This window comes from candidate division KSB1 bacterium (assembly GCA_034506335.1).
Classification (GTDB): domain Bacteria; phylum Zhuqueibacterota; class Zhuqueibacteria; order JANLFK01; family Oleimicrobiaceae; genus Oleimicrobium.
This window is the reverse complement of sequence record JAPDPR010000014.1, coordinates 24,220-38,260: the sequence shown is the minus strand read 5'-3', so window position 1 is coordinate 38,260 and position 14,041 is coordinate 24,220. Positions and strand designations below refer to the sequence as shown.

The following is a 14,041-nucleotide window of genomic DNA, read 5'->3' as shown; positions in this document are numbered from 1 at the left end:
GGTATATTCATTCAATCGACTGTACAAATATACGAAACTTTGATCTCTCCGTCAAGGGAAAAGTGCAAGAGTACAGCATGCTTGCCTTTTTGCATCCCCTCTGCACCCTTTCGCGGTCCTTCGCGTTACCGCCCCTGCGGACGGGCGACCCCAGCTTCCCAAGCGTCTAGCTCTGGAACCGAGAAAATCCGTGTACGAGCGAAGGCGGGACTGGCCGCGGCAACAACCATGGTACCGGAAACCGAACCGTCCACACTCCCCGGTAGAAAAGGGTAGACGGCCTTATCGTCCGGCACTCACCCCAGACCCATAACACCGAGTGTTGGCGCGAACTCGGAGGCCTCCCGAGCACTCTTCCTCAGTGTGTTTCCGGCTGCGATTCCCGCCGCGCTCCTGGCAGCCTTCCACTCACGCCCCACCTTTCCTGCGATCAGGGATATGGTCATTTCCGAGCAGCTCGAGATTTTCCCGGCGACGGCACGTGTTGATACCCCATGCACCTTTTCGCGGAGTTCCACCAAGGGCTTTGCAGCTGATCTATTACCTTGCGATAACCAGATACAGGGAGACCCCTGGTAACCACACCACGCTGACCTTTCCGAGCTCCATACCGGGTGCATCAATTCTCCCCTTGCCAAAACAACTGAGGGCAAGATGTACGGGATTCACCTCTGCGGATCGCAAACCCTTAGAGACCGTGGAGAGTCTCCTTCCTGCGGTGAGAGGCCACCGCGGGTTTCTTGTCAGGAAATGGTGCACCCATCCATTCGCGGTGCTCCTCATATCCTCTGTACCGTTTGAAGCTCACGAGCCAACTTGAAAAACGCCTACGTTTCCGACCGCAAGAGATCCCTCCGTCACGTTCAATAACCCCCGGTGCACTCGTTTCGGTTGAGGAGCTAACCCAATGGACGAGCCCTCCAGCTTCCGCTGCCGCTGTGGTGATGCCTTACCCCACATTCTGCCCTCCTCGTAAAGCTGAACTTGCCTCAACCTTGCCGTTGACGCCTCTTCAGTAAACGCGCTCTCCTTTGCGAACAGGTGCGCAGCCCACATTCCCGCCCGTAGCACAGCCCGGGCCAATTCAACCGAACTGCTCAAGACCCCCCAGAGCGAGCCAAGAACCATTGATTTCTGCTTCTTCGAAAAAACACCAGTATCCCAGCCTGGGAGCACGAAGGTCAATGCGAGGATTGGCGGCGCACGCACAGGACAAAGGCAACTAAGAAAGCTGCGCGCAAGTCATCCTGACCTGCCTTAGCACAGCACCGCCCCTCGCTACCCGGTCAAGACAACTATCCCGAGCCTTATCGCCCTCCGCAATAAAACCTTGACTTTTTGCAAAATTTTCGTTAAATTTACAACGTCCTCGGGTACTTAGAATGGGCTGGAAGCAGGGCTTCTGCCCATCAGACCAGGGGAGATGACCCGCCTTGTACGCCAGCTGCTGGTCCGACGGGCAGGGGGACGAGGACGGCAATCACTTAGCGTCAGCACCAATTGCAGAGCCCTAGCCGCTACGTAACCACTGGCGGTCTGAGCACGACGGCGCGGTAATAAGGGAGCAAGGTTTGCGCCCCATCGCTGCGAGCGTTCCAGCTCCAGCCGGGAGTGCGACACCAGCGTGTCGGCCGAAGCGCGAACGCACCGTCGGCGCGGCGCAGGAAGATTAGTAAGGCGCACCGCGAGCACAGGGACCGAGTGGCCGCATAGCGGGCGGTCGCGGTCGGACTATACAGCGGACCACCACGGGGCTTAGTCATACCCATTGTTCCGCGGGGAAATGGATTTTGCCCGCCGCTGGTATTCTCCCTTTGCACAGCATCCTGTGTCCGAACGGCGTCGGTCCATGGAAGGGAGCACTGTCTCATTGTCTCCACTGGCGGCTGGAATATGAGAGACTTTGCTTTTCTTTGCGCGCCTCTGATCCTGGTGGTTTTCCTGTCTCCCGCCACCGTCGCGGCACCTACTGCGGGAGTTTTGAGCGGTCGAGCGCTTGACCGCACCACGGAGCGCCCTGTCGCTGATGTGGCCCTGCGCCTGGACGGGATCGCCATAGCGATGCGTACGGGGGCGGACGGCAAGTTCAGCTTTTCGGCCGTCCCCCCAGGCGTATACACACTCTCCGCACACCGTCTTGGTTATCGCGCGGTCACAATAGCCGGCGTAAGAGTAGCACCCGGCACTCATACAGACCTTGTGCTCCGTCTGGAACCAGCACCGGTTGAGCTTCCGCCCGTATACGTGACCGCTGACCGTACCATGACAGACCTTGAGGCCCACCTCGGAGGGATACGCGTAGTGATCGATCCGGTGCAACAGAGTCACCTTCCTGGCACCTTTGCAGATCCCTTGCGTGGCCTGCGCAATTTGCCTGCCTTTAGCATGGCCAGCGACTACAATGGCCTCCTCTATGCGCGGGGTGGCAGCCCCGATCAGAACCTAGTCCTTCTCGACCATACCGCCATCTCCTACCCTTATCGCCTACGACTCCTCATGGGAGGTGGCATCAGCGCCTTTCCAGCAGAAATCCTCAGTTATGTTGAGGTCATGCCCGGCGGGTTCCCGGCGCGCTTCGGTGACAGGACGTCCGCCGTCATCCAACTGCACACTCGAGAACCGAGTCGCGAACGTCGTTCCCTCGCTTGCCACGTAGATATGCTAGCAGCGTCCTCGGTCATAGAGCAACCTCTTTTGCGAGGCGCAGGCAGCGTGTTGATCGCGGGTCGGAGATCCGTCATCGACCTCATCGGCTCCGCCATAAGCAAGGGCCCGTATGCCTTCCCCCGTTTTGAGGACTTGTTTGCTAAGATGTCGCTAACCCCCTTGCCCGGCCACAAGATCAATGTGACGCTCGCGGGCGGGAACGAGAAAACCACTCTGGCGACCGTGGAGAGTGAAGAGATGGGCCTTTCTCAGGACTCGCGGTCAAGAGCACTCATGGTGGACTGGACCGCTACTGCCAATGAGCGTCTGTTGGTCGGCGCTTCATTGTCCCACACGAGCGACGCGAATTGGGTTCTGTTCGTTGACCAGCAAGATGCAACACGACGAGCCCACCTCCAGTACCGCACGGCTGAACACAGTGCAAGAGCCTGGTCCTATGTGCGCCTCAGGCAGGGTCTCGCCGTGGAAGCGGGGTGTTCGCTGACCAGCTCACACTCAGGTCTCCACTGGCAGTCGCGATGGCGCACGCCCCTCGAGCTGCCGGCCATCATCCAGTACGAACATGACTCAGCCACCATAGCAGCGTACCTCGAAAACCACATCCAACTCACTCCTCGCCTCGAAGCAGGGTTAGGCACCAGAACCGACTATTCGACGCTCAGCGGCGAAAAAGTTCTGAGCGCGCGCGTTAACGTGGTCTTCCATTGCACCCAACAAAGCAGAGTGTTTGCTGCCTACGGAGACTTTTACCAGTTTCCCTCCCTCTTGTCTACTATCTCGCGAAATGAGCCTGTCATTATCGCTGACGTAGCCCCTTGGTTAAAGGCGGAGAAAGCGACACACTACATCGTTGGTGGGGAGAAGGAATGGCCCAATGTTGGGGTAGGCAAGATTACGGGGTACTATAAGTCCTATTCACGCCTACTCGTGCCGCGTGACCGGATACTCTACCGAGCCTGCAATTGTGGTGAAGGCTACGCGGCCGGACTGGAGTTGTCTCTGGACAGACCGGCTTCCCCCTCCTTCCCTCTGACCTGCCACGTGCACTATGCCGCAACCCGCTCCCGCTATCGACGGGTCGGGAACACCACCTGGACCCCTGTTGCCTGGGAGCGTCCGCATACCTTTGTGACCCGTGTAGAAGCGAACGTTACGCGGGGCCTGGTGGCAGGGCTTGGGTGGAACTATGCCAGCGGCAGACCGCAACTGAAGGGCGGACGGACAAGTGGCAAATTCAATAGATTCGCCCCATACAGCCGACTCGACATAAAGGTCAGTTATTCCCTCTGCCTTCCAATCCGTAAACAGGTCTCGCTGTACATCGAGGTGTTCAATGTGACGAATGCACGGAATGTCTACGACATTACCTGGGACTTTCACTCCCCTTCCGGTGCCGGCCCAGGTCCGACCACAGTATACATGATGCCTCGCTTAATCTCGCTCGGCTGTGGCACCATGCTGTAAGGAGTCCACGCGGGGTGTGAGAAAACAGAGGTGATCGCACGAACAAAGGAGGGCCCTGACCATGTGAGTTCAGAGTTGGTACCGCAGGCAAGCGTTCGCGATGTGCGCGCTGCGGAAAGGTGAACGAGGAGTGCAGTTCCGGCTCGGCCCCGGCGGCCGAGGTCGGCGGGGCTCCCGTTCGGTGTTTCACTCACTTATTGCCAGGAGGCAAGAATGCGAAGCAAAAGACAGTGGCTACTGGCGACGCTGCTGCTTGGTGCGGTGGCGTCATTGGGACTGACTGCCCCGCAGCCGGCAGGCCCCATCGCCGTGGTGGCCGGCGCGGAAGGCGGAGTTGTCCAGCTCATTGACCTGACGAACAACACCCTCATCGCTACCATTCCAGTATTCGACCCTGCATCCCGCACCTACGGGGTCGTCCCCTTTGACGTAAAGGTCACACCCGATGGCCTCTGGGCCTACGTGAGCAGCGCGGCAACGCACCAGGTATATGTGGTGAACATGGTACTGCAGCGAATTGAGGCTGTGCTCCAGGTTCGCCACGGCCCCACGGAAATGGCCATCAGCCCAGACGGTGCCTTCGTCTACGTGAGTTGCTCACTCTCCGGTTATCAGCAGACTGAGTACATTTCGGTCATCGCGACCAAGGACCACACGGTCTTCCACGAGATCCCGACGGAGGTGGCGCCCTTGGGGTTGGCCTTCACACCCGATGGCTCAAGGGTATTGGTGGCCAACCCGGCAGTGGGTGACGCGGCGGGTGGCACGGTCACGATCATCGATGCTGCGACTCACACCATCCAGGGCAGCGTAGCGCTGGGTGGAACGCCTGCGGCCGTTGCTGTGCACCCTGAAGGTCAGTACGCGTACATCACCAACACGAGTGCAGGCGCGGTAATGGTCCTCGACCTACAGGCGACACCTCCTGCGGTCGTGGCCACTCTAGAGTTGGGAGCCCTCACCACTCCGACCTCTATCGCCATAGCGCCCGATGGCAAGACGGCACAAGTGACTAACAGCTTTATGGGCATGGTCACTATTCTCGACCTCACCAACCCCGCCGCACCGGTGGTCGGCGGCCAGGTGGCGGTGGGCACGCTCCCGACCGATGTAGTTTATTCATTCGACGGAAATTTTTCCTACGTGACTAATACCGGCTCGAACACGGTGTCGGTCATCGACAATACCGCGCAGCCACCTGCCGTTGCGACCACCATCGACCTTGGGGACGTGCACCCCCGAGGCATCGATATCGCCCGCCAGCCGAAGGAGGCGGAGTTCGTATTCCCCGCAACACGTGAACTCCCGCGTCTCTTCTTGTGGTTACCGTCGTGGCGGCGCTCGTACACCTGGGTCATCGACCTCCCGGTCGATCCAGCCTCCGCTGCCGAGGCGGAACTCATTATCACGGCTCGCGACATCGACAATGTGGGCGAAGCAGCGGTGGAGGTCGAAGGTAACCCCGTGCCGCTCACCGCTGACATCGTCTCCCCAGGATGGCTGAGCTCGGCTACGGCGAACTTGCCCCTAAGCTTGTCCTACCTAGTGCCTGGGAACAATATGGTTACTATCAACCTCGTCGGATCAACGGATGGCTTCCTCATTGAGGAGGTGGCCATTTTGCTGCGCTTCGCGGGCACCTCAAATGCACTGCGCAAGTTCTCGCCGCCAGAAAGACCGCAGACCAACGTCGTGCCACAAATGATTGAAAGCTTCCTGTTAGCGGGCAACTTCCCCAACCCCTTTAACCCGTCGACCACGATTGATTTTCAGCTGCCAAAGGACTCACGGGTGTCGATCACCATTTTCAACAGCAACGGGCAGCTTATCCGCACCCTGGTCGACGGGAACCTGCAAGCAGGGGCGCACCAGGTGCAATGGGATGGGTTGGACGACCAGGGCAACCATGTGGCCGCCGGTGTGTACCTCTGTCGCATGAAGGCAGGGGACTTTATGGACACCAAGAGGATGCTGCTGGTAAAGTAACCGACAAAGATTGACGGACCGCACAAGAAGCACCGAGAGAGCGGCGATGGAGGAGCGTTCACCCCTCCATCGCCGCTCTGACAAGGTGGGATGCCCACAACTTGTCGTCCACAGCTCCGAGGCTCTGCAACCAAAGCAATGACCGGAGCAAAGGTGGGACGCCAAAGCGTGTGCGCCGGCCTCGCTTACGTGCTCACCAAAGATGGGTGCCGGTAGTTCCGCCGTAGGTGGGATGGCGTTCTATGGCCACACGTGTAGGGGTCCTTGCACTCTCTACTTTGCCCACCCCTAAGCCTGGGCTTTGCTCGCCCCGGCAAGAAGATAGGCCTCTTTCACCCGCCACAACGCCTTGAAGATGTTCTCCTTGGTTCCGCGGTGGTCGTGCTCCAATCGTCGTAGGAGGTCTTTGACGTAGGCCCGCTTGGAGACGGGCTCGGTGGGGCACCCTTCCTCCAGCACTGGCAACTTCTGCTCCCGTGCCAGCGCCTTCAAATCGCGCTCCCACGCGTACGCCAGCGGACGTATGATGTGGAATCGACCTCGAAAGACTTCCTGGCGCGGCACCATAGTGCTGATCTCGCGACCGTAGAAAACGTTGATCAGAAAGGTTTCGATGATGTCATCCTTGTGGTGGCCAAGGGCAATTTTGTTGCACCCGTAGGCCTGCGCGAGCTCGAACAGCCGCTTACGGCGCAGGCGGGCACAAAGAAAGCAGGGATTCCTCTTCGCTCCCGGGAGATGCGCCTGTGGCCCGAATTGCGTTGCTTCGACATGAAAGGTGGGAGCAACGCGAGAGAAAAAACCGGCCATGCGTTCGACGTTTTGTGCTGCTGCAGGCGTAAACCCCATGTCCAAATACGCTGGCACCAGCTGGACATTCATGCCATAAACCGCGGCCCGGTCTGCAAGCAAAAACAGCAAGCTCAAAGAATCAGCGCCGCCTGAGACCCCCACAAGAAGCCGATCCCCTGAACAGATAAGCCCGAAATCGCGCACCGCCCTGTCCATCAACCCCACCAACTTGTAATGCAGTTTGCTGCGCCGTTCGACCATCGCGATTTGGGAAGAATCGTTCACATGTGTGCAGAGGCGTTGCGCGCCCTTCACTGGCCGATGATCTGCCGCAGCCGGCGGAGAAATTCTCGCTGGGGGGCAAACTCTTCCGGCTCCACCGATTCGCCCAGCCGTACTGCCCTTTCCAGGAGGAGGTAGCCATCACTGATCTTGCCCGTTTTCACTCGCACCAATCCCAAAGAAAAGAGTGAGAGGGCCTCTCCATGAACGTCACCTGCGTTGCGGGCGGAGGCCAGCGCCTTTTCGTACCACGCGTTGGCCTCCCCATAGTTCTGCCCGTCGCGACACAGGTCGCCGAGGTGGAGCATGGCCCGGATGGTCAGTACCTCTTCTTCCGCCTGGCGTGCGGTCTCCAGGCTTGCGGTGTAGTAGCGAGCAGCCTGAGCGCTGTCTCCTGTTTCGTGATAGATGGCGCCGAGATTGTTAAGCGCGCGCGCCACGCCAGGAAGGTCATCGATCAAGCGCAACTGCTCCAGACTTGCCTGAAAGTGGGCCAATGCCGAATCCGGCTTGTTGTCCGCCCGCAGGAGGAGCGCAAGGTTAAAGTGCCCCTTGGCGAGAAGCGGCTCGCTATGCAGCTCCTGGCCCAAAGCGATCTGGCGCATGAAATGGACACGAGCAGAGTCGGCCTGACCCAGGCGCCGAAACACCTTGCCCAGCTTGCCTTCTAGCTCCGCTGTGCCATAGATGTTGCCCACAAGGCGATAGACCTCCAGACCCCGACGGTAGGCATCCAGAGCGCTGTCCGCGAGCTCTTCCACCTCGAAAAGCATGCCGAGGTCTTCATAGGCATTCCCTAACGTCTGAGCGTCGCCGGCGCGCTGCGCCAGGGTTACTATGCCTGCGCGAATTGTGCGGGCATGGGACCACGCGCGCCGGGAACGATGGTACTCCTCGATTGCCTCGTAGCTGAGGATCTGCTCCCGCCAGGCATTCATTCGCGAGAATCCGACCGCAGCCCGTGCGAACCCAGCCACGGCCCGGTCTTGGTCACCTCGCAGACGATGCAGATCCGCGATGTTGAACAACAGGTGAGGTGCGCGCAGCGAGTCGTCTGCCACCTGAGACGCAGCCAAGCACGCAGCATAGTCCTCCAATGCGAGGTCGATCGTCTCAGAGGGCACCGCAGTGACTAGGCGTCGCGCCAGAGCGTGCCGCGCCTGTGCACACACCAAACGGAGCCAAGGGGTAAGCCCCGAGGAGGTGCCAAGTCTCCGCAAAGCGGCAGTAGCCAGCGCAATCGCTTCGCTGTCCTTCCCGGCGAGGTGAAAGGCCCGGGCCATGATGAGTTCTGCTGCGTCTGGTACCTCATCGGCGCCCAGCAGAACTTCCACACACGACCCCTCCAACGGGGTCAGCGGTGTGCGCACGGCCTCGGCTGTGGACGGCAGGGGCGTGTATGCCCGGAGTGCAGCAGCCGGCCCCGCAAAAGCCCCAGGCACACAGGTGAGTACCAAGCTTGCATGGAGCACCTCGGCCGCGTGGCGCGCCTCCCCCACGTCACGTCCAAGACAATTCCAAAGCACCTTTCGTTTCAGAGACTCCAGGCCGCCATGAGCAACGCTCTCGTCAATGGCCTTGTGCAAAGAGAGGCAGAAATCGGACGAGTCCGCGGCGACAATAAGCAGTCCGACCTGGTCTTCCGGGAATGGATAGCCATACGGCGTTATCTCACTTAACAGCCGAGCGCTAAGGCGATCAATCGCTTCGTCCACAAGCTCCAAACTCCCCTGGTACCCATCCGAAAGCACAAGTTCCCCTCTCTCAGTCCCAATAGCTACTCCTGAAGCCGGCTCAATCGCCGCGCAGTCGTACTCAAGCAGGCTGTCGTGGACCTCCACGCGCAAGTGCACCATGGCGGCCGCACCTGACGCCTTCACCAGTGAGTCCGCGGCAGGTGGAGCGCAAAGACCCCAACGCCGGTCCACGGTTGGTCTGAGCGCCTGCTGATTGGCCCAAGGTTCAAAGAGCGCCAGACCTGGGGCGGTTTGCAGGCGGGCACGCGCGTGCGCTACTATGCTGTCAGCAACCGCTCCTGGCACGGCCTCGGCCACACCCCTCACCTCCGGCACGAACACCACGCCGAGTCCGTGCTGTGCCAGAACGCTCCCGCTGCAAATGCCCAAAAGTCCTGCGACAATTAGCGAGTGTTTCGTCTTCTTGTCCATGGAAGTCGCCCGCGCCTGTGACCGCTGCCGTGGCCAGAACGGAGACCGCTATTCATCATCAAAAATCTACAACTCTCACAGAAAAAAACACGCGTCATTTTTGTAACTCTTTGCCGTGGGCTCCCTTTCTCTTGCTATCAAGTACGGCACTCGCGCGCGAGATGGCCTTCTCCCCAAAGCGCTCGCGCACGCGGTCCATAACCTCGTCTATGGGACTTCGCGCGGGCTCGTCGAAAAGCGCCAGCTGCCCTTCTACATCGCGCACCAGGCCTGAGACGCCGATACCCAGGAGCCGCACCTTTTTGTGACCGCGATCAAAGCGGCGAAGAAGCTCCTCGCCGACCGTGAGGATGGTTTGGGAGGAATCGGTGGCCTGGCCCAGGGTACGGCTCCGGGTGAAGGTGGCAAAATCCTCCAGCCTGATCTTCAGGGTCACGGTATAGCCGCGCACCTTCTCCTGACGTAGCCCCCGCGCCACAGCATCGGCCAACGCCACCAATGTGCCATGAAGCACCTCAAGGTCGTCCGTATCCTCAGGGAAGGTCGTCTCCTTGCTCAGCGACTTGGCCTCAGTGACCGGGACCACCGGCCGCTCATCAATTCCTTGGGCTAGGCGCCACAAATGAAGCCCCAACGCGCCGAATCTCGCCTGGAGGAACTGCGGGGTCTGTTTTGCCACATCCCCGATCGTGTGCAGGCCGAGGAGCTGAAGCTGGGGCAGTGTCTTCTCCCCAACGCCCCACAGCTTCGACACCGGCAAGGGCCACAGAAAATCGGTGACCTCGCTTTCCTCGACTACAACCAGTCCATCGGGTTTGCGCAGATCTGAGGCGACCTTGGCGATGAACTTGTTCGGGGCGATACCCACGGAGGCGGTCAGCCCGGTCCGGCGGTGCACCTCTTGTTTGATGCGCACGCCCACCTCCCGCGGCGGGCCTAGGAGGCGCTCGGTCCCGGTTAGGTCGACAAAAGCTTCATCTATGGAAACCTGCTCAATCTGGGGGCTGAACTGGCCAAGGATGCGCATGACCTCTGCCGATACCTCGAGGTAACGCTCGGCACGCACCGGTAAGAAAACGGCCCATGGGCAAAGGCGGTAGGCCTGGGAGATGGGCATCGCAGAGCGGATCCCGAACGCCCGCGCCTCGTAGCTACAGGTCGACACGACTCCTCGCCCCTTTCCGCCCTTGGGGTCAGCGCCCACCACCACCGGCTTCCCCTGCAGCTCAGGATGATCGCGCTGCTCGATGGCGGCGAAGAAGGCATCCATGTCCAGGTGCAGGACTACTCGCCCCATGACCCTTCGGCATTCCTGTCCTTCAGCACTTCCTGCCCTCACCAGTGGTTTGAACCTGAAGCTCGCCGAGAAACTTGTCCACGTGGGCCAGGAGTTCGGCCGGATTCCTGTAACCCCGAACGCGCAGCCTCGGGTACGGGTTGCCAAGGATGATCCGGGAAATGAAAAGCTCCTCCCGGTGCAGGCAGAGCACTGGCTTGCGCAAGTGGGTCGCTTGGCAGATCTCATAGCCTACGCCCAAGGAAGGATTGGAGATCTCGGCCACGACTGCGTCGCAGTTGTGCAGCCACTCCATGTCCCGCCGAAAAATCTCCCGCGGCGACATATGTCTCTCCAGTTCCAGAACGCCCGGGTTGGCGACGTGCTCGGTGAGAACCTCGTGCCCACGACTTTTCAGGTAAGCAACAATCTGGGCATAAACTTCCGCGTCTCGACGTCCCCCCGCAATTGAGCCAGAAAAGTAGATGCGCATGTTACTTCCGATGCTTCAGATAGTCGCGTGCGATGCGAAGTGCAAGGTCAGGGCGCCGAAGCGCCTGCACAACATAGTGGCGCGAAAGATGGCGCAGGATTGCCGGCAAACGTCGGCTGCCGGCGATCTCCATCGTCTCCCGCACCAATCGCTGAAACTCAGCGAACGGGATTTCCTCGTTGACGTAGAAATCCGGCTGAAGGCTCAGCTCCGGGTTGAGACTGAACTGGCTCCAGTCCACCTCTTGGCCAATAATGCCCCGCTCCACCGCATACTCCCACAGGGCGGTCCCGGGCAAAGGCGTGGTCACCGACACCTGACAAAAGTTTTGGGGGTGGGCATCGAGAATCTCCTTGATGAGCCCCTGCGTGAGGCGAATGTCCGCGCGCGTTTCGTGGGGGGCCCCCAGCATAAAGCAGCAGTAACAGCCAATGCCGTGACGGTTTGCAATGGCTACCGCCTGCCTGTTTTGGGCCACGGTCACATCGCCGCCTTTCAAATAGGAAAGCACCCGATCCGACCCGGATTCCAGCCCTAAAGAGACTTTCACCACCCCCATGTCACGCAGCAAGCCCATCACGTGGTCAGTCACCAGATTAGCGCGCAAGTCAACGAAGAAGCGAACTCTGCCCAGCACGCCACGTGCATCAAGTCCGCTGATAATCTTCTTGATCCTGGTCGCGTTGGCGGTGAAGAGGTCATCAGCGATGTAAATCCCCTCCACCCCGTAGCGCTTCACCAGCACCTCAACCTCTTCGGCCACCCTTTCCGGCGAGTGGAATCGCGGCCTCCCCCACTTGGCGGAGACATGGCAGTAGATGCACTTGAACGGGCACCCCCGCGAGGTGAGCATGGTGGTGCCGCGCAGGTACTGGTTGTTCATGAGGATTGGGCTGGGTCTGAGAAACCGCTCGATGTCCAGCGCATCGCGGTCCGGCAACGGGATAGCATCCAGAGGAAAGATCGGTTGCCGCGGCGCGGTGATGCACACGCCCCCATCCCGATGAAACACAATGCCAGGCACCTCTGCCAAACGGGTCGGTTCCAGGCGCCCGTGCTCAAGAAACAGGCGCATCAGGTCCACGAGTGTCTCCTCCCCTTCCCCGAGTACTCCCACGTCCACGCACGTGTCGAGGCTCTGCGGGAGCGCGGTGATATGGGGCCCGCCCAGCAATGTTATTACCCCCAGCTCCTTTTTCACCTGCCTGGCCAGCCCCAACACTGCAGCATAGTTGGCGGAATAGGCCGTGAAGCCTACAATTCGAGGGTTGGCATCGCAAATCCGTTCGAACACGCCCTTGCCAGTATTGACCACCTCTACGTCGTCAAAGTCCAAATAGCGTTTGAGGTAGGCCACCAGGTAGCCCAACCCCAAGGGGGGCTTGTTATTGCTGATGCCCTCAACCCACTGGTTCACCAGCACGAGGCATGACACGACGTGCGCCTCCCAACAAAGAACGCAACTTGGCCAGCTCTCTAGTGTCGAAAAACCCCACCAACTTTAGCAATACCGGGAACAACGCCAGCAAGAGCAGGTGATAGAGAAACGGCCATGGGGCATGGACCTTCGTCCCCGCGAAGAACACTGCCGCCACGACCACGGCCAACTTGGCGATTCTGCCGAACTCGTACGGCACCGGGTACAAGCGCTGACCGATGGGGTACAGTACCAAGGCCATGATGGTGTAGGCGATCACTCGCGCCCAGGCTGCGCCCATCATTCCCATCGCCGGGATAAGTAGAAAGTTGGCGGCAAGGTTACCAGCCATGCCCAAGCCGGTAGAAAGCGGCAAGTAGCCCGTCTTCTTTTCCAGGTAGATGCCAATAAGGAAGTTCACGTGCGCGGCGTACGGAATGTACGCCAACATCAGCACCGGTACCACCGCGGTGCAGTCCCAGAACTTTTCTTCAAACAGAGTAAATCCACCCAACCGCAGTCGCACCAGATGGTCCACAAGCAGCGAGACCACGAGGAACACCGAGCAACAGACGACGAGCAGATAGGTGAGCACCTTGGAGAAGATCTCTTTGGCGTTCTCCTCCTTGACGGTAGAAAGGAAAAAGGGGTGCCATGCAAAGCTGAACGCAGAGACGAGCAAGTTCATAACGATGGCTATGCGCGCGCCTGCGCCAAAGAGGCCGGCCACGTCCACCCCCGCCAACCGTTCCAGCAGCGGCCGATCGATGGTGTCCAGAATGACCACCGAGAGAGTTGAGGGCATGTAGGGCAGACCAAAGGCAAGCAGCTCGCGCAAATCGGAGCGCGAGTATGTCAACCGCATCCGACTGAGCACCAGGGGCATGAGCACCGCCAGGGTCAATGCGGAGGAGATCACATTGGCCAAGAACACGCCTTCCACCTTCCGCCCCATCAAGGCGACCAACACCACATTGAGCACGATGTTGCTGACTACGTTGAAGGACTTGAACAACACAAAGCGTCCCGATCGTTCCTCTGCCCTCAGGACCAGAAAGGGCAGAATGGCCAACGAGTCACAGAACAGAATTGCCGCTCCATAGCGCACAATCGTTGTGAGAGGGGCGCCGGTAGCGTGGGATTCGGCGCTAAAGAGAAGCGCAGCCGCGGGTGCAGCAGCCACGTAGAGCACTGCGGAGAAGCAGAAGCTGCTGATGAGGGAGGTTAGGAAAGCAGTGGAAAAGATCCGCTTTTTCCCCTGCTCGCTTTCCTCCATAATGTAGAAACGGAGGAAGGCGGAGTTCAGGCCATAGGTGTAGAGGATGGTGAAAATGGCCAGATAGGTGAACATGATTGTGGTTACGCCCATCTCCTCTCGACTGAGGAAGTGCGTGTACAAGGGCAGAAGGAGGAAAGCCATGAAGCGGGAAATGATGTAACCTATGCCGTAGACGGCCGAGTGCTTGGCCAAACGCTTGATGCTCGCAAAGATCATC

General features: G+C 59.6%; 8 protein-coding genes. 2 read left to right on the top strand and 6 right to left on the bottom strand.

Annotated elements, in window-relative coordinates; translation table 11 throughout:
- Positions 1–1,893 precede the first annotated feature (1,893 nt).
- Complete coding sequence (locus tag ONB25_06455; protein MDZ7392516.1) at positions 1,894–4,131, top strand: TonB-dependent receptor; 2,238 nt, start codon at positions 1,894–1,896, stop codon at positions 4,129–4,131.
- A gap of 213 nt (positions 4,132–4,344) precedes the next feature.
- Complete coding sequence (locus tag ONB25_06450) at positions 4,345–6,117, top strand: T9SS type A sorting domain-containing protein (protein MDZ7392515.1); 1,773 nt, start codon at positions 4,345–4,347, stop codon at positions 6,115–6,117.
- Between the two features lie 288 nt (positions 6,118–6,405).
- On the opposite strand, the gene ONB25_06445 is transcribed toward ONB25_06450, so the two are convergent.
- From ONB25_06445 to ONB25_06420, 6 genes are all read right to left on the bottom strand, one after another.
- Complete coding sequence (locus ONB25_06445) at positions 6,406–7,125, bottom strand: tRNA 2-thiocytidine(32) synthetase TtcA (protein ID MDZ7392514.1); 720 nt, start codon at positions 7,123–7,125, stop codon at positions 6,406–6,408.
- Positions 7,126–7,220: 95 nt separating this feature from the next.
- Positions 7,221–9,359, bottom strand: coding sequence for a tetratricopeptide repeat protein (locus ONB25_06440; protein MDZ7392513.1), 2,139 nt, complete (start codon positions 9,357–9,359; stop codon positions 7,221–7,223).
- Between the two features lie 94 nt (positions 9,360–9,453).
- Positions 9,454–10,656, bottom strand: coding sequence for a DNA polymerase IV (locus ONB25_06435; GenBank protein MDZ7392512.1), 1,203 nt, complete (start codon positions 10,654–10,656; stop codon positions 9,454–9,456).
- 22 nt (positions 10,657–10,678) lie between these two features.
- Positions 10,679–11,128 (bottom strand): nucleoside 2-deoxyribosyltransferase, encoded by a 450-nt coding sequence (locus ONB25_06430; GenBank protein ID MDZ7392511.1) that lies wholly within the window; start codon positions 11,126–11,128, stop codon positions 10,679–10,681.
- A gap of 1 nt (position 11,129) precedes the next feature.
- Complete coding sequence (locus tag ONB25_06425) at positions 11,130–12,563, bottom strand: B12-binding domain-containing radical SAM protein (GenBank protein MDZ7392510.1); 1,434 nt, start codon at positions 12,561–12,563, stop codon at positions 11,130–11,132.
- Positions 12,529–14,040 (bottom strand): oligosaccharide flippase family protein, encoded by a 1,512-nt coding sequence (locus ONB25_06420; protein ID MDZ7392509.1) that lies wholly within the window; start codon positions 14,038–14,040, stop codon positions 12,529–12,531. The genes ONB25_06425 and ONB25_06420 overlap by 35 nt, the downstream gene beginning before the upstream one ends.
- Position 14,041: the final 1 nt, after the last annotated feature.

Excerpts from the sequence above, each read along its gene's own strand:
- ONB25_06435 (MDZ7392512.1), bottom strand. The coding sequence starts at position 10,656 with ATGGGGCGAGTAGTCCTGCACCTGGACATGGATGCCTTCTTCGCCGCC.
- ONB25_06455 (MDZ7392516.1), top strand. The coding sequence starts at position 1,894 with ATGAGAGACTTTGCTTTTCTTTGCGCGCCTCTGATCCTGGTGGTTTTC.
- ONB25_06450 (MDZ7392515.1), top strand. The coding sequence starts at position 4,345 with ATGCGAAGCAAAAGACAGTGGCTACTGGCGACGCTGCTGCTTGGTGCG.
- ONB25_06445 (MDZ7392514.1), bottom strand. The coding sequence starts at position 7,125 with ATGGACAGGGCGGTGCGCGATTTCGGGCTTATCTGTTCAGGGGATCGG.
- ONB25_06420 (MDZ7392509.1), bottom strand. The coding sequence starts at position 14,040 with ATGATCTTTGCGAGCATCAAGCGTTTGGCCAAGCACTCGGCCGTCTAC.
- ONB25_06440 (MDZ7392513.1), bottom strand. The coding sequence starts at position 9,359 with ATGGACAAGAAGACGAAACACTCGCTAATTGTCGCAGGACTTTTGGGC.
- ONB25_06430 (MDZ7392511.1), bottom strand. The coding sequence starts at position 11,128 with ATGCGCATCTACTTTTCTGGCTCAATTGCGGGGGGACGTCGAGACGCG.